Origin of the sequence: Streptomyces sp. L7 (assembly GCF_050990935.1) — a bacterium.
Taxonomy (GTDB): domain Bacteria; phylum Actinomycetota; class Actinomycetes; order Actinomycetales; family Microbacteriaceae; genus Leifsonia.
Map to the genome: position 1 here is coordinate 3,900,955 of NZ_CP194644.1, position 20,483 is coordinate 3,921,437.

The 20,483-nt window shown below is 71.4% G+C and carries 21 protein-coding genes and 1 pseudogene; 9 read left to right on the forward strand and 13 right to left on the reverse strand.

The features are described from left to right. Window position 1: 1 nt before the first annotated feature. The 3 genes from ACR5MH_RS19745 to ACR5MH_RS19755 are packed head-to-tail and all read right to left on the reverse strand — an operon-like array spanning window position 2 to window position 2,067. Window positions 2–862 (reverse strand): universal stress protein, encoded by an 861-nt coding sequence (locus tag ACR5MH_RS19745; RefSeq protein ID WP_431348742.1) that lies wholly within the window; start codon window positions 860–862, stop codon window positions 2–4. Further along, entirely contained in the window at window positions 859–1,335 is a 477-nt protein-coding gene (locus ACR5MH_RS19750; protein WP_433862084.1) for a universal stress protein, read from the reverse strand. Before ACR5MH_RS19750 ends, ACR5MH_RS19745 begins: the two co-directional genes overlap by 4 nt. A 21-nt stretch (window positions 1,336–1,356) precedes the next feature. Further along, a complete protein-coding gene (locus ACR5MH_RS19755) occupies window positions 1,357–2,067 on the reverse strand; it encodes a BON domain-containing protein (RefSeq protein WP_431348744.1) in 711 nt (236 codons plus the stop codon). Between the two features lie 139 nt (window positions 2,068–2,206). On the opposite strand from ACR5MH_RS19755, the gene ACR5MH_RS19760 reads away from it, so the two are divergent. Then, window positions 2,207–2,638 carry an Hsp20/alpha crystallin family protein gene (locus ACR5MH_RS19760; protein ID WP_431348745.1) on the forward strand — a complete coding sequence of 144 codons (432 nt, stop codon included), beginning with the start codon at window positions 2,207–2,209 and terminating at the stop codon, window positions 2,636–2,638. Window positions 2,639–2,651: 13 nt separating this feature from the next. Continuing rightward, entirely contained in the window at window positions 2,652–3,413 is a 762-nt protein-coding gene (locus ACR5MH_RS19765; RefSeq protein ID WP_431348746.1) for an SDR family NAD(P)-dependent oxidoreductase, read from the forward strand. Between the two features lie 67 nt (window positions 3,414–3,480). Here the strand turns inward: ACR5MH_RS19765 and ACR5MH_RS19770 are convergent, their stop codons facing one another. From ACR5MH_RS19770 to ACR5MH_RS19785, 4 genes are all read right to left on the reverse strand, one after another. Next, window positions 3,481–4,125: a response regulator gene (locus ACR5MH_RS19770; protein WP_431348747.1), complete on the reverse strand. Its 645-nt coding sequence runs from the start codon at window positions 4,123–4,125 to the stop codon at window positions 3,481–3,483. Then, the gene (locus ACR5MH_RS19775; protein ID WP_431348748.1) at window positions 4,122–5,720 is read right to left on the reverse strand and encodes a GAF domain-containing sensor histidine kinase; all 1,599 of its coding nucleotides are present in this window, start codon (window positions 5,718–5,720) and stop codon (window positions 4,122–4,124) included. The genes ACR5MH_RS19770 and ACR5MH_RS19775 overlap by 4 nt, the downstream gene beginning before the upstream one ends. Before the next feature lie 162 nt (window positions 5,721–5,882). Then, window positions 5,883–6,782, reverse strand: a complete 900-nt coding sequence (locus ACR5MH_RS19780) for a universal stress protein (RefSeq protein WP_431348749.1) — start codon at window positions 6,780–6,782, stop codon at window positions 5,883–5,885. A 13-nt stretch (window positions 6,783–6,795) separates the two neighbouring features. After that, window positions 6,796–7,788: a zinc-binding alcohol dehydrogenase family protein gene (locus ACR5MH_RS19785; RefSeq protein WP_431348750.1), complete on the reverse strand. Its 993-nt coding sequence runs from the start codon at window positions 7,786–7,788 to the stop codon at window positions 6,796–6,798. Window positions 7,789–7,927: 139 nt separating this feature from the next. On the opposite strand from ACR5MH_RS19785, the gene ACR5MH_RS19790 reads away from it, so the two are divergent. The 3 genes from ACR5MH_RS19790 to ACR5MH_RS19800 are packed head-to-tail and all read left to right on the forward strand — an operon-like array spanning window position 7,928 to window position 9,735. After that, entirely contained in the window at window positions 7,928–8,839 is a 912-nt protein-coding gene (locus ACR5MH_RS19790) for a universal stress protein (protein ID WP_431348751.1), read from the forward strand. Beyond that, window positions 8,826–9,245 (forward strand): pyridoxamine 5'-phosphate oxidase family protein, encoded by a 420-nt coding sequence (locus tag ACR5MH_RS19795; RefSeq protein ID WP_431348752.1) that lies wholly within the window; start codon window positions 8,826–8,828, stop codon window positions 9,243–9,245. Before ACR5MH_RS19790 ends, ACR5MH_RS19795 begins: the two co-directional genes overlap by 14 nt. Before the next feature lie 28 nt (window positions 9,246–9,273). Next, complete coding sequence (locus tag ACR5MH_RS19800; RefSeq protein ID WP_431348753.1) at window positions 9,274–9,735, forward strand: universal stress protein; 462 nt, start codon at window positions 9,274–9,276, stop codon at window positions 9,733–9,735. Window positions 9,736–9,752: 17 nt separating this feature from the next. On the opposite strand, the gene ACR5MH_RS19805 is transcribed toward ACR5MH_RS19800, so the two are convergent. Then, a complete protein-coding gene (locus ACR5MH_RS19805) occupies window positions 9,753–10,307 on the reverse strand; it encodes a flavodoxin family protein (RefSeq protein WP_431348754.1) in 555 nt (184 codons plus the stop codon). Window positions 10,308–10,432: 125 nt separating this feature from the next. Between ACR5MH_RS19805 and ACR5MH_RS19810 the strand changes: the two genes are divergently transcribed. Both ACR5MH_RS19810 and mgtA read left to right on the forward strand, forming a co-directional pair. Beyond that, a complete protein-coding gene (locus tag ACR5MH_RS19810; RefSeq protein WP_431348755.1) occupies window positions 10,433–11,341 on the forward strand; it encodes a universal stress protein in 909 nt (302 codons plus the stop codon). Next, window positions 11,338–13,989 carry a magnesium-translocating P-type ATPase gene (gene mgtA / locus ACR5MH_RS19815; protein WP_433862085.1) on the forward strand — a complete coding sequence of 884 codons (2,652 nt, stop codon included), beginning with the start codon at window positions 11,338–11,340 and terminating at the stop codon, window positions 13,987–13,989. The genes ACR5MH_RS19810 and mgtA overlap by 4 nt, the downstream gene beginning before the upstream one ends. Here mgtA and ACR5MH_RS19820 read toward each other — a convergent pair. Next, complete coding sequence (locus ACR5MH_RS19820) at window positions 13,961–15,337, reverse strand: MBL fold metallo-hydrolase RNA specificity domain-containing protein (protein WP_431348756.1); 1,377 nt, start codon at window positions 15,335–15,337, stop codon at window positions 13,961–13,963. The two genes, mgtA and ACR5MH_RS19820, sit on opposite strands and share 29 nt — an antisense overlap. Then, complete coding sequence (locus ACR5MH_RS19825; RefSeq protein ID WP_431348757.1) at window positions 15,334–15,759, reverse strand: hypothetical protein; 426 nt, start codon at window positions 15,757–15,759, stop codon at window positions 15,334–15,336. The genes ACR5MH_RS19820 and ACR5MH_RS19825 overlap by 4 nt, the downstream gene beginning before the upstream one ends. A gap of 175 nt (window positions 15,760–15,934) precedes the next feature. Here ACR5MH_RS19825 and ACR5MH_RS19830 point away from each other — a divergent pair. Together ACR5MH_RS19830 and ACR5MH_RS19835 are read left to right on the forward strand one after the other, a co-directional pair. Further along, window positions 15,935–16,936: pseudogene (locus ACR5MH_RS19830) on the forward strand (alcohol dehydrogenase catalytic domain-containing protein); the annotation flags it as partial. A 139-nt stretch (window positions 16,937–17,075) separates the two neighbouring features. Beyond that, a complete protein-coding gene (locus tag ACR5MH_RS19835; RefSeq protein ID WP_431348758.1) occupies window positions 17,076–17,765 on the forward strand; it encodes a BON domain-containing protein in 690 nt (229 codons plus the stop codon). Window positions 17,766–17,771: 6 nt separating this feature from the next. Here the strand turns inward: ACR5MH_RS19835 and ACR5MH_RS19840 are convergent, their stop codons facing one another. From ACR5MH_RS19840 to treS, 3 genes are all read right to left on the reverse strand, one after another. Further along, entirely contained in the window at window positions 17,772–17,984 is a 213-nt protein-coding gene (locus ACR5MH_RS19840; protein WP_431348759.1) for a DUF1918 domain-containing protein, read from the reverse strand. 165 nt (window positions 17,985–18,149) lie between these two features. Further along, complete coding sequence (locus ACR5MH_RS19845; RefSeq protein WP_433862086.1) at window positions 18,150–18,557, reverse strand: hypothetical protein; 408 nt, start codon at window positions 18,555–18,557, stop codon at window positions 18,150–18,152. Between the two features lie 86 nt (window positions 18,558–18,643). Next, a complete protein-coding gene (treS, locus tag ACR5MH_RS19850; protein ID WP_433862087.1) occupies window positions 18,644–20,446 on the reverse strand; it encodes a maltose alpha-D-glucosyltransferase in 1,803 nt (600 codons plus the stop codon). Window positions 20,447–20,483 lie beyond the last annotated feature (37 nt).

Consider the following 20,483-nt stretch of genomic DNA (forward strand, 5'->3'; position numbering starts at 1 on the left):
CTCAGATCAGGCACTCGGGAGCGACGACGATCGTCGGCACCCGGATGGCCAGGATCAGCGCGTGGCTCACCGAGCCGAGCATCATCCGGTCGAGCCCGCGAGCCTGCTCGGTCCCGACGACGAGCAGAGCCGCGTCGTCGAGGTGCGCCAGGATCGCATGCCTCGGGTCGTCCCGGACGAGGGAGCCCGTCACCTGGAGGTCGGGGTTGGCCGCGCGCACAGTGCGGGCGACGGACCGCAGGATCATGTCGTGCTCGGCCTCGAGGTCGATCGTGAAACGGTGATCCGGTTGCTGGACTTCGGGAATCCCGACCAGTGGATCGAGCCAGGCGTGCACCAGGCGCAGCTCGCCGCCCAGCCTCCTGGCCTCCCGTGACGCGAATCGCGCGGCCTTCAGCGACACCTCCGACCCGTCGACGCCCACGACGACCGCCGTCCGTCCCGTCTCCGGGAGCCCGGGCACGATCGCCGCGGCGCCGCGGGCATGCGCCGCGAGCCGCGACCCCAGCGACCAGTCGTAGCGGACGTGCGGCCAGTGCCGGCGCCCGGTCCCGACGACGACCAGATTGTCGGCCCGGGAGAAGCGGAGCAGCTCGTCGAGTCGCAGGCCCGCCATCACGTGCGTGCTGATCCGGAGCCCGCCGTTCGCGTCGGACACGCGTTGCGCTGCGGCGTCGGCCGCGAGGTGCCGCTGGGCCACCACGTCCTCGGTGACCACCTGGCCCGGTGCGAGCGCGTCGAGATCCTCGACGTCCACCAGAACGATCGAGTCCTGCTCGGCCTTGGCCCGTTCGACGGCCCACTCGAGTGCGACGTCCGCCTCCGGCGAGCCGTCCCATCCCACGATCGTCCGGTCGGTCATTCGCCCTTCTCCTTCGGATCTTTCCGCGTCTGCCTGTCCGGGCGCACGACCAGCACCGGGCAACCCGCCTGCGTGGTGCAGTACAGGCTGACCGAGCCGAGGAACGGCGACGCCAGCTCGCTCAGGCCGCGACTTCCGACGACGAGCAGTTCGGCGTCGTGCGAAGCCTCCACCAGCACCTTGCCCGGATGTCCCGGTGCCGCGAGCACGCGCACCCACTCGGGCGTCTCGTCGCCGAACTCGGCGCGCACGATGTCCTCCAGGATCTCGAACGCCACCACCTTCGGCGCTCGCCCGGGATCGGGGAAGTACGCGTCGTACATCGAGGTGGAGGGCTGCCACGCCATCACCACATCCAGGCGCGTTTCGAGCGCGCGGGCGAGCCGCACGGCCTCGTGGAACGCCCGGCGGGACTGCTCGGACCCGTCCACGCCGCACACGATCGGCGGCAGAACCATCTTCGAGGGATGCATCAGAACCTCCCGCCCACGGTCTCAGATCTCCCGCGGCTCGACCCGCAGCAGGTCGTGCACCTGCCGCACGTGCGGCGACGACCAGGCGGTCCGCAGCGCCTGCTGGTGCTCGGTCCAGGAGCCGACGGAGCCGGTCAGGGTGATCTCGTCCGCGTCGACGGAGACGGTGATGCGGCCGGCGTCGAGGATCGCGTTGCGCACCAGCGCGTTGCGGATCTCCTCGGCGATGTCGTCGGCCTGCGGTCGGCGGGTGAGCTCGATGCGGCTCTCGACCGCGTGGACGCCGTGCAGGCGTTCGACGGCCCGCTTGGCGGCCACCCGCTCCGCGTCCCATTCGACCTCGCCGGTCAGGACCACGCGGTGGCCCTGCACGTCGGCGTGGATGCCCGTCCGCGGGACCCCCGCCGTCCAGGCGAGGATGCCGTCGACCGCGGCGGCGAGGGTGTGTCCGTGCGGGTCGTCGCCCGGCTCGGGCAGCCGGAGCTCGTCGGCGACGGTGCGGACCCCGGCGACCCGCTGGGCGGCCTCCACCGCCGCGATGCGCTCATGGAGGGTGCCCACCTCCCCGGTGAGCGTGACGACGCCGCCGTCGACGGAGACGCCGATGGCGGGTGCGGTGACGTCAGGCGTCCAGGCGAACTCCGACTCGACCGCCCGGCGGACGGTCAGATCGCTGAAGGTGCGTGCCGGCGTGCTCGACGTCCCTGATCCGGGTGCGCTGCTGATGCTCATGGCCCCAGCATCCGCGTGCCGGGGTCGCGCGGGTGAGTCGAAGGTCCCACCGAATCGCAGGACCTTCGACCCACACCCGTGCCGTGATGGCGACATACGGTTTCGGGGTCAACGTGGATACCGAAGAGAGGACACTGACATGGCACGCAATCTGGTCCGTTTCGACCCGTTCGCCGAGCTGAGCCGGATGGAGCGGGACTTCTTCGAGAACGGGATGCTCGGGACGCGGCGCACGATGCTTCCGACGACCGACATCTACACGAAGGACGACAGCGAGCTGGTGGTCGAAGTCCACCTTCCCGACTTCGACGAGAGCGACGTCTCCGTGAACATCGACGAGGGCGCGCTGGTGATCCAGGCGGAGAAGCACGAGAAGGAGGAGGACAAGGACAAGAAGTACGTCGTCCGGGAGTCCAGCCAGAGCTTCTATCGACGCATCATGCTCCCGCAGCAGTCCGATCAGTCGAAGATCGCAGCGACCTTCGACAAGGGAGTGCTGAAGGTCGACGTCCCGTTCGCCGCGCTGCCGTCTCCGACCAAGGTTCCGATCACCGCCGGCCCGAAGGCCTGACGGGGCGCGCGAGATGTCGACGCACATCGTGGAGGGGCGGTTCTCCGACGCCCGGGTCATCGTGACGGGCGCAGGCTCCGGGATCGGCCGGGCCACCGCCGTCCGCCTGCTGGCCGAGGGGGCCACCGTCGTCGCGACGGACATCAGCGAGCCTCGGCTGGCGGCGCTCGCCGAGGAGTTCGGGTCCGATCGTCTCATCACCTTCGCCGGCGACGTGAGCAACGAGGACGTCGTGGCCGATGTCATGCGGCTCGCAGACGGGACGGTCACCTCGCTGGCGAACGTCGCGGGGATCATGGACGACTTCCTCCCGCCCGCCGAGGTGGAGGACGCCGTCTGGGACCGGGTGCTGCGCGTGAACCTGACCGCGGTGATGCGGCTCACCCGGGCTGTGCTGCCCGGCATGCTGGAGCGTGGAGCGGGGACCATCGTCAACGTCTCGTCCGAGGCCGCCCTTCGGGGATCGGCGGCCGGCGCCGCGTACACGGCGTCCAAGCATGCCGTGAACGGTCTGACCCGGAGCACGGCGTTCTTCTACGGGGCGAAGGGGATCCGCTGCAACGCGGTCGCTCCCGGAGCGACGATGACGAACATCCAGGCGGAGTTCCGGTCGGCCTTCGCGGGCGAGCGGATGGCTCCGTACCTGCAGACCAACGTGCCGCAACCGGCGACGGCGGAGGAGCTTGCGGCGGCGATCACGTGGCTGCTCAGCGACGACTCGTCGAACGTGAACGGCGCCGTCCTCCCGAGTGACGCGGGCTGGTCGGTGATCTGAGAACCGGCGGAAACAACCGGGGGAAAGAACCGGGGGAAGAGGGGGCTGACCGGGAACCCGAGTCCGGTCAGACGCGGCCGCGGTGCTCGAGGTGGAGCACCGCGGCTTGCGTGCGCCGCTCCAGGCCCAGCTTGGCCAGCAGCGAACTCACGTAGTTCTTCACCGTCTTCTCGGCCAGGCCCAGCCGCTCCGCGATCTGGCGATTCGTGCGGCCGTCGGCGATGAGCGCGAGCACCTGCCGCTCGCGGAGGCCGAGCGACGCGAACCGCGGGTCGTCGGCGGGCTCGCGCAGCGTCGCCGAGACGCGCTCGGCGATGCGCGGGTCGATCAGGCGCTTGCCCCGATGCGCTGCTCGGATGTCGTCCAGCAGTGTGCTGGCGCGGATGTCTTTGACGACGTAACCGTCGGCTCCGGCGATGATCGCGCTGCGCAGCGCGTCCTCGTCGTCGTACGCGGTGAGCATCAGGCAGCGGATCCCCGGCTCCGCCTGCTTGACTGCTCGGCAGACGTCGATGCCGCTGCCGTCCGGCAGTCGCACGTCCAGCACCGCAACGTCGGGCCGCACGGCCAGGATCCTGGCCCGCGCCTGAGCCGCCGTCGCCGCTTCGCCGACGACCTCCATGTCGTCCTGGGCGTCGATCAGCCCCGCGATGCCGCGGCGCACGATCTCGTGGTCGTCGGTGAGGAAGACGCGGATCGTCGACGGGTTCATCCGGCGCTCCCTTCGGTCACCGGCAGGCGGAGCCGCAGCCGGGTCCCCCGGGCGGTCGACTCGACGTCGAGCGTGCCCGCCCTGAGTTCGGCGCGCTCGGACAGATTGCGCAGGCCGCTCCGGCGCGAGGTCTCCCCGATCCCGTTGCCGTCGTCCGCGACGTCGACCGTGATCTCGTCCGCGGATGCGACGACCTCGACGGTGGCGCTGCCGGCCCCCGCGTGCCGGACCACGTTGGTGAGTCCCTCCCGTACGAACGCCGCGACGTCGTCGGCGAGCGCGGGGTCGGACACCAGGTCCACCGGGCCCGAGAAGGAGACGGTCGCCGGCTGCGGGAGCGCCTCGCCGACCTCCTGGACGATGTCGAGCAGCCGGTGCCGCAGACTCTCGGCCGGCCCCTGCTGCCGGGACAGCGAGAAGATCGCCGTACGGATCTGTGCGATCGCGTCGTCGAGCGACTTCACGGTGCCGTCGATCCGGTCGGCCAGCAGACCGGGGCCGAGCGACGACTGGACGCTCTGCAGTTCGAGCCCCGCGCCGAAGAGCTGCTGGATGACGTGGTCGTGGAGGTCGCGGGCGATGCGCGCGCGATCCTCCAGGAGCACCACGCGCTCTCGGTCCGCGCGTGCGTCCGCGAGTTCCATTGCGAGCGCGGCCTGCCGGGAGAAGGTGACGACGCGTTCGAGTTCGAACGCGGAGAAGGGCAGATCCCCGCTCTCCCGGACGGCGATCAGCACCTCGGGCTGGCCGACCTTCCCGTCGAACGGGACGACGAGCGCGGGACCCGGCTCCCAGCCCTCGGCGAGCGCGTAGCCGCTCAACTCCTCGAGCCTGGACGGCTGGCCGCCCTCGACCGCGCTGCGGACGCGGTCGTTCTCCAGCGGCACGCTCCCGGCGTCCACCAGGCCGTCGCTGCGCCCGAGCAGCGGCATCGGTTCGCCGGGCTCATGCACTCCGAGCACGACCGCGGAGCGCGCCCGGAGAAGGGCGGCGACACGAGATGCGAACTCCTGGTGCGCCTCCGCGTTTCCGCTGCCGAGGATGCTCGCCGTCATCTCGGCGGAGGACGCGGTCCAGGACTGCCGGGCGACGGTCTCGGCGTACAGCCGTGCGTTGTCGATCGCGAAGCCGGCGTTCGCCGCGAGGGCTCTCACGAGCTGCTCGTCGTCCTCGGTGAACCCTCCCGAAACCGGATCGGTGAGATACAGGTTGCCGTACACGGAGTCGCGCACCGTGATCGGGACCCCCAGGAACGCCGTCATCGGCGGGTGGCCCGCCGGAAAGCCGGAGGACCGCGGATCGTCGGCGATCGAGTCCAGGCGGATCGGGCGGGGGTCGTCGATGAGGGCGCCGAGCAGCCCGTGGCCTTCCGGCAGATGGCCGATCCGGGCCACTATGTCGGCCGACATCCCGACGTGGATGAACTGCTCCAGCCCGCCGCCCTCCGCGATCACCCCGAGTGCGCCATAGCGCGCGCCGACGAGTTCGACGGCGGCCTCGATGATCGTTCTGAGCACCACCGGCAGCTCCAGGTGCAACACCACCGCCCGGTTCGCGCGGACGAGCGCGCGCAGCCGGCCCTGCGTCTCCAGCACCTTCCGCGCCTGCTCGACGAGCTCGCCGAGGGCGTGGTCCAGCTCGCCCCGAGGCGCGTCCGGGAACGTGATCGGCTCATCGTCCTGAATCGCGGGCCTCCTCTCGGGTGGCGGCCCGGGCGCAGCCGCACGGAGGCACGTGCCGGAGGCGGCACGGGTCCCCTAGGCGCTGAGTGTAGCGTCCGGCGCCGTCGCGTACACCTGTGTCTCCTGACCGACGACGACCGTGGGCGCGGCGAGGTCGAGCACGAGGCCGTGGGAGACCGACCCCAGCCAGGTGCGTTTCCAGCCGGTCAGCCGTCTGCTGCCGACGACCAGCATCGACGCGTGCTCGGACTGGACGCGGAGGCCCGAGATCGGGTTCTGGCGCAGGAGGACGCCCTGCACTGTGATGTCGGGGTGCTTATCCCGCACCGTGCGGACGTGATCGTCGAGCAGGTCCTGCCGTTCGCTCTGCTGCGAGGTGACGAACTCGTCGTCGGGGACGACCAGCGGCTGCTCGGAGAGCGGAGCCACCCAGCAGTGCACCACCGTCAGCGGCTGGCGCAGCGCCTCCGCCTCCCGGCAGGCGAACTCCAGCGCGAGACGACCCACCTCCGAGCCGTCCACTCCCACGACGACCCCCGACCGTGCGCTCGCCGCCTCCGCCTCCTCGACGGGGATGACGGCCACCGGACCGGCGGCAGCCGTGGCGAGCCGCGACCCGAGCGACCAGCCGTAGCGGACACGGGGCCCGACGCGGTGCCGGGTGCCGACCACGAGAATGGTGTCGGCACGGGCCTGGGCGGTCAGCACGTCGAGCGGATCCCCGACCAGCATCACCGCCCCGGCCACGACGCCGGGATCGGACGCCGCGAGGTCCTCCACCCGCGAGTCGAGCCGGTCCTCCTCCTGCTCGGTCGCCCGGTCGCGGGCTGCGTCGTCGCCCAGGTAGAGGCCCGCATCGACGACATCGAAGAGCTCGATCGTCGCGCCCTCGTCACGCGCGCGGCGGAGCGCCCAGGCGAGCGCCGCCTCCGCTGCTGTGGAGCCGTCCCAGCAGACCACCGTCCGGTCGGTCATCGTCTTCACCCTTCTAGGAGGCGACGCGCAGCACCAGCGAGCCGCTGGCCTTACCGCGTCGCAGATCGTCGATCGCGGCCGCCAGCCCGTCGAACGGCACCGCCGTCACCGTCGGCCGGAGCCGGAGGTTGCGGGCGAGCGCGAGGAAGCGCGCCCCGTCCTCCCGGGTGTTGGCTGTGACGGTGCGCAGGTCGCGCTCGCGGAACAGGGACTCGGTGTACGAGAGCGGCGGCAGGTCGGACATCTCGATGCCGGCGAGCACGACGGTGCCGCCGCTCGCGGTGGCCCGCAGCGCGACCGGGACGAGACCGCCGGCCGGCGCGAACACGATGGCGGAGTCCAGCGGCTCGGGCGGCTCGTCCTCCTCCTCGCCGACGAAGTCGACTCCGAGCTCGCGGGCGAGGTCGCGGTTCTGCGGGCCGCGTGTCATCGCGAAGACCCGTGCGCCTCCCGCCATCGCGAGCTGTGCCGTCACGTGTGCGCTCGACCCGAAGCCGTAGATGCCGAGGGTGCCGCCCGCTGGGAGCTCAGCACGCTGGAGCGCCCGGTAGCCGATGATCCCGGCGCACAGCAGCGGTGCGGTCTCCAGTGCGTCGGCGTCCGCCGCGATCGGGTAGACGTACGCGGCCGGCGCCACCAGGTACTCGGCGAAGCCGCCGTCCGCGTCCCAGCCGGTGTACTCCGAGTTCGGGCACAGGTTCTCCGCTCCCCGCCGGCAGAAGGCGCACTCCCCGCAGGTGCGGCGCAGCCAGGCGACGCCGACGCGGTCTCCCGGCTGCAGCGACGTCACAGCGTCGCCGATGTCCACCACCGTGCCGATCGCCTGGTGGCCGGGCGTCACCCCCGGACGGTGCACGGGGATCTCCCGGTCGATCACATGGAGGTCGGTGCGGCAGACCCCGCACACCTCCACCTCGATCAGCACTTCGTCCGACTCGGGCTCCGGCACCGTGGCCTCGACCTCTTCGAGGCCGCCACTCGCTCTCGTGGTGCGCCACGCTCTCATGACCGGCATCGTCCCGCCTCCCGTTCCGTCACCGAGTCAAGCGCCGCGCTCGTGTACCGGGCGGGCCGAAGGTCCCACGGGACCAATGGCCCTTCGGGCCGCCGATTCCGTTGAGCAGACTTCACACGGAGGTGCCGCCATGGAGGTCCGCAGGTACATCGTCGGCGTCGACGGATCGGTACCGGCCCGAGCCGCGATCCGCTGGGCTGTCGCAGGGGCACGGGAGCGAGGGGTCGGCGTGACCCTCGTCCATGTCGCCGACGACGAGTGGGGGGCGGTGGGCTCGCAGCTCATCGAGGAGGTCGACCAGGACGCAGGGAAGCGTCTGGACGCCGAACTCGACTACGCCCGTTCGCTCGGCGTGGACGTGCCGATCGATGCGGAGCTCCGGGTCGGCAGCCCGATGGCTGAGCTCGCCTCGTTCAGCGACGAGGCGACGATGGTCGTCGTCGGCACCCACAAGACCGGCTTCCACTACGGGCGCGCTTTCGGTTCGCGCAGCCTCCAGCTCGCGAACCTCGCGACGGGGCCGGTCGCGATCATCCCCGAAGCCGCCTCGCGGATGCGGCGCGGCGTGATCGTCGGCGTCGACGACACCCCGGCGGGGCAGGCGGCCGTCGACTTGGCGGCGGACCTGGCCTGCGACCACCACTGCGAGCTGATGACCGTCCGCTCGTCGGAGGCGCACGTCACGTTCCACCCGGACGACGCCGACGAGCGGCGCGACTGGCAGCTCCGGCGAGACGACGAGGCACGAGGGTTCCTCGCGTCCGCCGTCTCGCGGGCGCGGGCGCGGCAGCCCGGCATCGTCATCCGCAGCCGCGTGGTGCGCCGGCCCGCGGGCGCGGCCCTCAACGAATTGGCCCGCAGCGCGGAACTCCTCGTGATCGGGGACTCGCGCCGCGCCCATGCGCAGCTCGGCAGCCTCGGCGCTGTCGCATACGACGTGCTGCTCAACCTGTCCTCGCCGACGATCGTGGTGCATGCCCCGACGACGGCGGCGCGCGTGGAGCAGCCGACGACGGAAGGAGAGAGCCATGTCATCGGATGACCCGGTCCAGGTGCTGGACCGCGACGCATGCCGGGAGGTCCTGAAAGGCGCTACGGTCGGCAGGCTGGCGACAGCCGTGGGCGGCGAGCCCGACATCTACCCGGTCAACTTCTACTCCGATGGGTCGAGCATCCTGCTCAGGACCGCTCCTGGCACCAAGCTGCTGGAGCTGACCGTGCACGACACGGTGGCGTTCGAGACCGACGGCTGGACAGATGACGAGGCCTGGAGCGTCATCGTCCACGGCCATGCCCGGCAGCTCGACCACCAGGCGGAGATCGACGAGGCGGACGAGGCTCCGTTGCAGCCCTGGATTCCGACCCTCAAATACCGTTACGTTCGCATCGACATCGATTCGATGTCCGGCCGCCGGTTCCGGCGCGAGCCGGAACCCGAGCGCTGGTGACCTCTGCACAGCAACAGAAGGAAGAATCATGAGCGACGCGCCTCTCAGCGGTGAGTCCGAGGACCGTATCCACCCCGGCGGCCGCATCGTCGTCGGACTCGACGGCTCCGCGGAGTCGCTGTCCGCACTGCGCCGCGGCGCCCGGATGGCCGAGCGCCTGGGCTGCAGCCTGGTCGGTGTGACGGTGTGGGAGTATCCGCCGTCGTGGCCCGGCTATGTCATGGGCGGCTGGGACCCCGAGCGGGATGCTCACACCATCGCCGCCGACGCGTCCCACGAAGTCTTCGGCGACACGCTGCCGCCCTGGTACTCGACCGTCATCCGTTCCGGGTCCGCTGCGCGTCAGCTGATCGCCGTGGCGGAGGACGCGGAGATGCTGATCGTGGGCAGTCGTGGACTGGGCGGTTTCACCGGCCTCCTGCTGGGCTCGGTGTCGCGTTCGGTGGTCGAGCACGCGGACTGCCCGGTGCTCGTGATCCACGGGTCGTGAGCTGACCCGAGTCGATCTCAGACGGCGGCGGTCGTACGCAGCGCTTCGCCGATCGTCCGGCCCCATTCGCGGGCGTCGTCGAGCTGGCCGGCCTCGAGTGCGCTGTCCTTGTCCACCAGGAAGCTGTGCTTCGCGAGCAGCCGGTGCGACCCGAGCCTGCGCAGGCGCTTGTCGATGGCTGCGGCCGCCGAACCGCTGAAGATCTCCGTCATGTCGGCGCGCGTGTCGAACGCGGCGAACCGCGCCGGCACGTCCCCGCACGTCTCCAGCCATTCGCGCACGCCGATGCCTTCGGCGTCGGGTTCCAGGGTCAGTCGCCGCTCGGCGTCGTCGCCCCACTTCGCCGCCTCGACCCGCGTGGCGGGCCGGCTGAGCGAGTGCACGTGTGTGGGCGCGCCGACGAGCAGGAGTTCGGCCTCCGGGAAGGCCTCGGGTGCGTCCTTGACTTTGACGACGGTCACCGACGCGAACGGTCGCAGCCCCTCCGCGATGGCCTCGGCCACCTGACGCGTGCTTCCGAACATGGACTCGTAGACGATGGCCGCGCGCGCGGCCGGTGCGGTGTCGTTCATGCCGACACCTTCGCGTCCGTCGCCCGCTCGCGGCCAGGGTCCAAAGTCACGTGGGACTTTCGGCACTGGGGGACCGCGACCCGGGTTGCGAGACTCGTCGCGTTCCCTGAAGGCTGGAGGATGCGATGACCGAGACGATCATGATCGGAGTCGACGGTAAGACCGGGCACCGGGGCGCGCTGGAGTGGGCGGCGCGACGCGCGGTCCGCGACGGCTCCCGGTTGGAGCTCGTCTTCGTGCTGGAGCACTCCTGGGGGGACGACGCGGACGGCCCGAGCGACCTGCTCGTCCTGGCGGCGAAGTCCCTGCTGGCGACCGAGCGCGAGGCAGCCCTCCGCATCGCCGAGGCCGCCTCGACGCGGGTGCCCGCCCTGACCGGACCCGAACCCGCGCCGTTGCCGCGCCCCGTCCTCGACGTAGGCACGCGCTACCTCTACGGCCACGTCGGCGCGGAGCTGGCGTCGGCCTCCCGCGACGCCGACCTCCTCGTGGTGGGCGCCCGCTCGCGCTCGGAGCGTGACCGCGGCTTCGCCGGATCGCTGCACCTCCGCGTCGCGTCGACCGCGACCTGTTCGGTCGCGGTCGTCCCGCACGGCTGGGCCGGCTCAGGAACCGGGGTCGTGGCCGGCGTGGACGGCAAGCGGCCCGGCGAGCTCGCGGTCGTGTTCGCGGCGGACGAGGCCGCTGCGCTCGGCGAACCGCTGCGCATCGTCTGCGTCGGCTACACCGCCAACCCGCTGCTCGCGGGGTTCGTGCCCGAAGTGTCCCTCGACGACCGGCGGCGGCGCGTTCTCGACGAGGCCGCTCGGCACGCAAGGGAGCTCCGCCCGGAGATCGACGTCCGCGCCGACGCGATCGAGGCGGCGCCGGCCCGGGGCTTGGTCGAGGCGGCGGAAGGCAGCAGAATGCTGATCGTGGGAACGCGCGATCGCCACGGCGCCAAGCGGGTCATGCTCGGCTCGGTCGGCCACGACGTGCTGTTGAACGTCCGCGTGCCCGTCGTGATCGCGCGAGCGCACCGCGAGGCCGAGTGACCGGCGCGCCGGGCACGGCCGCGGTCGCTGCACCCGCTGCACCCGCTGCGCTGAGCCCGGTCCGACTCGCCGCCTCTCAGGATGCGGCCGCCGTGCTCGCCGGGCAGGGAACCTCGACGGCCGGGCTGAGCGACGCCGACGCCGCCGCCCGGCTCACCCGCGTCGGCCCGAACGCGGTCCGGGGCCACCGCGCCCGCCCGTGGCGCGTCCTCGGCCGGCAGGTCCGCAGCCCGATCCTCATCCTGCTGTTCGCGACCGCGATCATCTCCGCGTTCGTCGGCCAGGGGACGGAGGCCGTCATCATCGCGGTCATCCTCGTGGTCAGCGTCGGGCTGGGGTTCGTGAACGAGTTCCGGGCGGAGCAAGCGGCCGACGCCCTCCACGACCGGCTCCGGCACACCTCGATCGTGCTGCGCGGCGGCACGCGCCGGAGTGTCGACGTCACGGAGCTGGTTCCCGGCGACATCGTGCTGCTCTCGGTGGGCACTGTGGTCCCCGCCGACCTGCGGCTCATCGAGGCGAACGGCCTGGAGTGCGACGAGAGCATCGTGACCGGCGAGGCGCGCGCGGCGGCCAAGTCGGTCGACGCGGTGCGGGAGGGCGCGGGCGTCGGCGACCTCGACTGCTGCGCCCTCATGGGCACCGTCGTCCACGCCGGTGGCGGTGTCGGCGTCGTGGTCGCGACCGGCGGAACGAGCGAGTTCGGCCGCATCGCCGTCGGCCTGGGCACCCAGCAGCCCCAGACGGAGTTCCAGCGCGGTCTCGGGCAGTTCTCCACCTTCCTGCTGCTGGTCGCCCTCATCCTCACCACGCTCATCTTCGTAGCGGCGCTGCTGCTCGGCCGGCCGCTCATCGAGTCGTTGCTGTTCTCGCTGGCGATCGCCGTGGGCATCACCCCGCAGTTGCTGCCCGCCGTGGTCAGCACCAGCCTGGCCGCGGGCTCGCGCGCGCTCGCGCGACGCCGGGTGCTGGTGAAACGGATGGTCTGCATCGAGGACCTGGGCGACCTCGATCTCCTGGTCACGGACAAGACCGGGACGCTGACCACCGGTCGCATCGTCTTCGACCGCCCGGTTCCGCTGGACCATGTGGACGCGGCCGAGGTGCTGCTGCTCGGCCTCCTCGCCACCGACACCGACCCGTCCGCTCCGCAGACGGTCGGATTGAACGCGCTCGACGCAGCCCTCTGGGAGAGCGACGACGCCACGACCGCTCCTGTCTCCGCATACCGCAAGCTGGACGCCATGCCGTTCGACCACGAGCGGCGCATGGCCGGCGCGCTGGTCGCCGCGACCGGCTCCGCTCCGATCGTCGTCGTGAAGGGGGCTCCGGAGTCGGTCCTCCCGTTGTGCACCGCCGCAGGCCCGGACGCGACCGCGACCCTGGAGCAGCTCTACGCCGCGGGCTCCCGCGTCATCGCGATCGCCACCCGCGCGGCCGGCGACCTCGTCTCCCTGAGCGCCGACGACGAGACCGGCCTGACGTTGCGCGGCTTCCTGGCGTTCGTGGACGGCGTGAAGCCGGATGCCCGCGCGTCCTTGAAGCGCCTGGCCGACCTCGGTATCGGGGTCAAGATCGCCACCGGGGACAGCGCCGTGGTGGCCGGGCGCGTCTGCGCCGAACTCGGGATGGTGTCCATCGGCACGCTGACCGGCGACGCGGTCGACGCGCTCGACGATGCGCAACTGGGGGAGTCCGCCCGCGCCGCCACGATCTTCGCCCGGGTCTCGCCCGAGCAGAAGGCGCGCATCGTCCGCGCGCTGCGCCAGAAGGGCCGGGCTGTCGGCTTCCTCGGCGACGGCGTCAACGACGCGCTGGCCCTGCACAGCGCCGACATCGGCGTCTCGGTCGACTCGGCCGTGGATGTGGCGAAGGACGCCGCCGACGTGCTGCTGCTGGACAAGGACCTCGATGTCCTCGCCGACGGCGTGACGGAGGGCCGCCGGATCTTCGCCAACACCATCAAGTACGTGCTGATGGGCACCTCCAGCAACTTCGGCAACATGTTCAGCGCGTCGATCGCATCGGTGATCCTGCCGTTCCTGCCGATGCTGCCCGGCCAGATCCTGCTCAACAACCTGCTCTACGACTCCAGCCAGCTCGCCATCCCGAGCGACAACGTGGACGCGGAGCAGCTGAAGGTGCCGTCGCACTGGGACATCGGCGCGATCCGCCGCTTCATGCTGCTCTTCGGCCCGATCAGCTCGCTGTTCGACTTCGCAACCTTCGGGCTGATGCTCTTCGCGTTCAACGCCGCCCCGCCCGAGTTCCGCTCCGGCTGGTTCATCGAGTCGATCGCGACGCAGACGCTCATCGTGTTCGTCATCCGCACCCGGCGGGTGCCGTTCCTGCGCAGCCGCGCCTCCCTCCCGCTCGCCGCCTCGGTGCTCGCCGTGGTGGCCGTCGGGGCGTGGCTGCCCTACTCGCCGCTGGCGGGGACGCTCGGCTTCACGCCGCTGCCCGCGCTGTTCTTCCTCGCGCTCGTCGGCCTGGTGCTGGTGTACCTGGTCCTCGTGGAGATCGCGAAGATCTGGTACTACGCGCGGCTGAGCGCCCCGCGGGCGCCGGCGGTGCGCCGCCGGGCGTACCCGCACCGGGTGGCGCGGCGGGCGGCGCGCTTCACGACCCGCTCGCCACGGGCAGGCTGACGCTCTCCCCGAACTCCGGCACGCGCGCCTCCCAGCCGAGCGATCGCCGTACCCGCACGCGCAGCGCGTCGGCCGCGTGCGGCTCCCCGTGGGTCAGGTAGACCGCCTGCGGCGGAGTCGGCGCGGTGCGCAACCAGTCCACGATCTGCCCCGCATCCGCGTGCGCGGAGAGCATGTCGAGGACGTGCACCTGCGCTCGGATCGGGATGTCGCGCCCGTAGATCCGCAGGCTGCGCTCCCCGCGGCGCAGCGCGTCACCGCGGGTCCCGCCCGCCTGGAACCCGGTCAGCACGATGGCGTTGTGCGGGTCGGAGCCGTACGCGGCGAGGTGGTGCAGCACGCGGCCGCCTTCGAGCATGCCGCTCGCCGAGATGATGATCGCCGGACCGCCGCGCAGGTTGAGCAGCTTCGAATCGTCCACCGTCCGCACGAGAGTGGCGAGCCGGTACATCGCCTCGAATTCGGAGGGGCGGATGCGGTGCTCCTCCGGATAGCGGGCGTAGATCTCGGCGGCGTCGACGGCCATCGGGCTGTTGAGGAAGACCGGGATGTCCGGGATGGAGTGCCGCGCCCGCAGCCGGCTGAGCTGCAGCAGCAGGGTCTCGGCCCGGCCGACGGCGAAGGCGGGCAGGATCACCACACCGCCCCTGCTGCAGACTTCGCGCACGATCTCGCCGAGAGGCCACGCCGGGTCCGTTCCCGGGTGCTCGCGGTCGCCGTAGGTCGACTCGCAGACGAGGACGTCGGTCGCCTCCAAGGCACGGGGTGGTCTCATCAGCGAGTCGTCGGAGCGCCCCAGGTCGCCGGTGAAGTGCAGCCGGGAGCCCTCGGCCTCCAGACGCACCTGCGCGGCGCCCAGGATATGGCCGGCCGGGACGAACCGTGCGGTGAGGCCGGCGATGTCCAGTTCGGCGTCGAAGGGGTGCGGCTCGAACCGCTCCAGTGCGGCGAGGGCGTCCTGCTCGGTGTAGAGCGGGCGCGGTACCGCGTGCTTGGAGCTGTGGTGCCGCGCGGCGAACTGCGCCTGCTCCTCGAGCAGGCGTCCGCTGTCGGCCAGGATCAGGCGGCTCAGCTCGGCAGTGCCGTGCGTGGCGTGGATGCGCCCGCGGAAGCCGTCGCGAACGAGCGCGGGCAGGTAGCCGGTGTGGTCGAGGTGGGCGTGTGTCACCACGACGGCGTCGATGCTCGCCGGGTCGACGGGGAACGGCTGCCAGTTGCGTTCGCGCAGGACCTTGTAGCCCTGGAACAGCCCGCAGTCGACGAGGACGCGGTGGCCCTGCGATTCGACCAGGTACCGCGAGCCGGTGACGGTGTCCGTCGCTCCGAGGAACCGGAGGGTCGCGGTCACGGTGTCACGACCTGGTCGCGGCGGAGGAGACCCAGACCGAGCAGGACCAGCCCGACCTCGGCCAGCCCGGCCGCGAAGTAGACCGCCTGGAGCACGCTGAACGGGATGAACATCATCTGCACGAAGATCCAGATCAGGATCCCGAAGCCGGCGACGGCCGCGACGAGCGGACCGGACCGCGAGCCGCGCCCGACCAGCACGGCGGCCGTGAGGTGCGTCCCGCCCACGAGGACGGCCAGCAGCAGGCCGGGCGCGAGATAGGACGTGAACGGGCTCCCGCCGAGGAAGGAGTTCCCTGGGACGATCCCGCCCAGTGTCGACGGGGTCACGGTCCCGATGACCAGCGCGGCGCCGCCGGCGACGGCGGTGAGCCCGACGAGTGCGGTCAGCGCGGTCAGGACGATGCGGATCCAGTGCTTCATTGCTCCTCCAGACGCTCGGTCCGAGTGTCGCGGAGCGGAGTGACCGGGAGCAGGGCCGAAAGGCCCGCGCGAGCGCACAACGAGGCCCGGAGGGACCTTCGGCCTGGAGGGACCTTCGGCCCAGCGCGCCCCCGGCGACCCGGCAAGACTGACCCCACACGGGAAGGAACCGCTCATGCGCGCAGCTGTCGTCAGCCAGTTCAATCAGCCCCTCACCATCGAGGAGCGACCGATCCCCTCGCCGGGACCCGGGCAGGTGCTCGTGCGGCTCGAGGCGTGCGGGCTGTGTCACACCGACATCCACGCCATCGACGGCGATTGGCCGGTCAAACCGACCCTCCCGTTCGTTCCCGGTCACGAAGGCGTGGGGATCGTGGAGCGTCTCGGCGACGGGGTGACCTCGCGCACGCTGGGACAACGCGTCGCGCTGCCGTGGCTCGGCCACGCCTGCGGCGAGTGCCGCTATTGCGTCGACGGCCGGGAGAACCTGTGCGAGCAGCAGTACAACACCGGCTACTCCGTCGACGGAGGCTACGCCGAGTTCGCGCTCGCCGACGCCCGGTTCGCGGTGCCGGTCCCCGACGATGTCTCTCCGATCGACGCAGCGCCGCTGTCCTGCGCCGGCGTGACGACCTACGCGGCGGTCAAAGCGGCCCACGTCGTGCCGGGCGAGCGTGTCGCCGTCTTCGGCATCGGCGGCCTTGGCCACCTCGCGGTGCAGTACGCCCGGCTGGTCGGCGCGCAAGTCGTCGCCGTCGATGTGGACACCGACAAGCTCGAACTCGCGGTCGAGCTCGGGGCCGACCACGCGATCGACGCGCGGGATGTCGACCCTGCCACCGTCCTCCACCATCTGGGCGGGGCCGACGTGGCCATCGTGCTCGCGGTGGCCCCCGGCGTCTTCGATCAGGCCTACCGTTCGCTGAACCGCGGCGGCCGCCTCGTGCTGGTCTCGCTCCCCGCGGGCGGGACGCTCACCGTCCCGGTGTTCGACACCGTGCTCAAGGGGATCTCGATCATCGGATCCATCGTCGGCACCCGGCAGGATCTCGCCGAGGTGTTCGCCCTCCATGCCGTCGGTCGCACACGCGTCATCGCGTCGCGGTACGACATCCGCGACGTCAACCGGGCGGTCGCGAGCGTACTGGCCGGCGAGGTTCCGGCCCGGGTGGTCTTCGTCTACGACTCGGACCTGCCCGTCGAGGCGGGGAGCAGAACGCGGCGGGTTCCCACGACGTCGAGTGACCGGCGGCCGAGCCCGAGCGGCGGGACTTTCGCCCCTCGTGACCGCGGCGGATCGGCTCCAGTCTGTGGGTATGAACTCGAAGACCGTCACCCATTCCGCAGAGGATCTCAAGATCCGGCACGACGTTCAGTCCGAGCTGGGCTGGCAGCCCGGCCTCGACGATCCGGCGCACATCGGGGTCGCCGTCGACGGCGGCATCGTGACGCTCACCGGCGAGGTGGGGTCGCTCAGCCAGCGCGCCGCAGCCGTCACGGCCGCCCAGCGGGTGGTCGGCGTCAGCGCCGTGAACGACGAGCTGCACCTGCGCCGCATCCTCGGCGAGCCGGAAGGGCTCGAGCTCGCCAAGGCCGTGAACGACGTCCTGCGCTGGTCCTCCGGGATCCCGGAGGACCGGATCCATCTCGAAGTGCAGGGTCGCACCGTGATCCTCAGCGGTCTGGTGGAGTGGAACTATCAGCGCACGGCAGCAGCGAAGGCGGTGCGGAGGATCGACGGCGTCCGCGCCCTGGACAACCGCATCCAGCTCACCGGCCGCCCGGACGCGCAGGATGTGGAGCACCGGGTACGGGAGGCGATCATCCGCAATGCCGCCCTCGACGCCCGCAACATCGTCGTGAAGGTCGACGGGACGGAGCTGACCCTCACCGGCAGCGTGCGCTCGTGGATCGAGAAGCATGAGGCGGAGCTGACGGCCTGGTCGTCCCCGAATGTGACGCACGTCCACAACCGTCTTGTGGTGCATCTCGGGGACGGAAGCTAGCCGGCCTCAATACGACACGCTGTTCGTGTCGCGGCCGCGATGCTCGATGTGTGCGTCCGAGCCGGGGAAGACGATCGTGGTGCGGCCGTCCTCCTCCCACTTGACGACGTACGGCGGTGCGCCGTTCTCGCCGTGGACCTCCTCGATGTAGCCGACCCGCGCCGGCTCCTCGAGACGGCTCGATGCGATGACCAGGAAGTCTCCTGCGTGCGCCTGCATTCCACTCAGCTCCTCCGCGGCAGCCCGCCGTCGGCCGGGCGCCTCGATGGCTGAGGCTACGCCGCGCGCGGAGTCCGGGTGCGGGCCTTTGGTCCCCTCACCCGGAACATTCGTGCCGAATGTGCACTCAGCCGCGAGCTTTCGCGACATTCGGCACGAATCGCCCTACGCCTCCGGTCGTCGCAGTACCAGGAACCGCACCCCGTACGGCCCGATGCTCAGCGGGAAGCTGCTGAGGTTGTCGACCGTCGAGATCTCGCTGTCATCCCCCGCGTCGATGACGGTCGCGCCGAGGGGCAGTGCGTCCGACCGCACCGTCCCGTCCACAGCCTCCGCGCTCATGTTCAGCACCGACAGCTGCACGACCGGCAGGCCGTGCTCGTCCAGCGTCTCGAGTTCGTGCACCAGCACCAGCATCCCGGGGTGCGCGACATCGGGCACGTCCACCTGTCGCGCGGTCGCGATCCCGTAGCGGGAGCGGATGCGCAGCAGGTCGCGCAGCCCACTGGCGAAGGAGTCCGGACGGGCGAGCTGGTCCGGAAGCGTGCCGTACAGCGAGCGGGCCCGCGGCATCCCGGACGCCGAGCGCTCCTCGTCCGGCGCGATGCCGAGCAGGTCGTGGGCGCCGCGCTCGATCCAGCGGGTGTCGCCGTCGGCGATCAGGTCGGCGACCAGCTCGCGGGGAGGGTGAGCGCGCCGAGCAGGTCCCAGCCCGACAGCGCGAAGACGCCCGGCTGCCAGGCGTTGAACGCGGCGAGCAGCAGGTGGGCGTCGCGGATCGCCGGGACATCCGCCTCCGTGATGGAGTCGAGCGTCGCGTGGCCCTGCGTCGCGGCGATGAGGGAGGCCGTGGTGCAGGCGATCCCGTTCGTCGTGAAGACCAGGTTGTAGTCGGCGGTGGGGGCGGTCAGCTTCTCCACCAGCTCCGACCGGATCAGCTCGGCCAGCTCGCCGCCGGGCAGCTCCTCGTACCGGAACGGGTACAGGTCGTTCTTGTGCAGGGTCGCCCAGTGCACCAGCTCGTAGGTCAGCTCGTCGTGGTTCTGGAGGCCGTGCACGAGGCTCGCCGGTTCCACCCCGAGCTCCAGCGAGGTGCGGAGCGTGAGCCGCAGGAACTCGGTGTCGCCGGTCGCGAGCGCGTGGTGGTACGCGGGGCGGTTGATGAAGTCGTAGGACAGGTCCGCGCCGACCGCGCCCGTGTCGCGGATGTCCTCCACCGTCAGGTTGAGCTCCTGGAAGGTGAAGCCGCCGACCTTGCGGACCATGCCCGCGATGACGTGGTTGGCCGCGTGCGAGAGCGGGTGGCCCTCCGACCAGGCCGGGAGGCCCTCCGCGCTCTTCTCGACGCCGAGGAAGCCGTTGGCGTCCAGTCGCAGCGCGCTCGTGCCGAGGTCGCCCAGCGAGTGGAGGGCGTCGCCGATGACCAGCCGCATGCCCGAGAACGTCGGGTCCAGCCAGTTGACCGACGGCTGCCCCTCCTTGAAGTAGTGCAGGTAGACCCAGCGGCGGGTGACGCCGTCGACGCCGACGACCGGCGCGGTGACGCTCCAGTTGGTCTCCTTGACGCCGGGCGCGTAGAAGATGACGCGCTGAAGCTCCCCGATGATGTACCCGCGCTCGGCCAGGGCGGACTCCGTCGCCAGGTCGAGGTTGACCGAGTCGCGGTGCTCCGGCACCTCGGGCAGCAGGTGCCACTCCTCCGGCGGGATCTCGACCATGTGGTAGATGCCGGGGTAGTCCTTGTACGCCATCTCGGCGAGGCGGAAGTCGGCGCCCTTGCCGGTGTGGCCCGGCACGATGTCGTCGATGACGACGCCGCCGTGCTCCTCGGCGACGTCGGTCATCCGCTGGAAGGTCTCCTCGTCGCCGAAGATCGGGTCGATCTGGGTGCCGATCCGGTCGAAGTGGCCGTCGACGCTCGGCGTCTCCTGCCAGCCGCGGATGCCGCCGGCGCGCTTGACCGGGCCGGTGTGCACGCCATTGATGCCGATCTGCTCGAACACGCTCCACAGCTCGGGGTCCGCGAGGGCGGCGAGGAAGCTCTGGTCGCTGCGGGTGATGAGCGAGATCGGGTAAGCCGTGAACCAGACGTCGGAGGTCGACACCGCGCGGCGGGCGTCGGGCCGCGCGTACGGGTTGCGCCACATGCTCGGCGAGCCGGAGAGCTGGCGGCTGAGCACGTCGGCGTCCTTCAGCATCGACTGGCGGACCAGCCACTGCACGTAGGCGGGGTTCAGTCCGTTCGCGGCGCGCGGGTCGGAGACCGTGCGGCGGATCGCGCCGCCGCGCAGGTTGGCGCGGGGCCGCAACCGGCGCGGCCGGGCCGGGTAGAGCTGTTCGTCGTAGGTGATCCCGGTCTCCGGGGAGTCCGCCTCCTCGGTTTCGAGACCCCCGGCCTCGAGTTCGGTGGTGTCGGGCTCGGTGCTGTCCGTGATTCGGGCGGTTCCGATCGGCTCGTCCATCTGCTCTCCTTCCGGCGACTGCCACCGTATCCCAGCT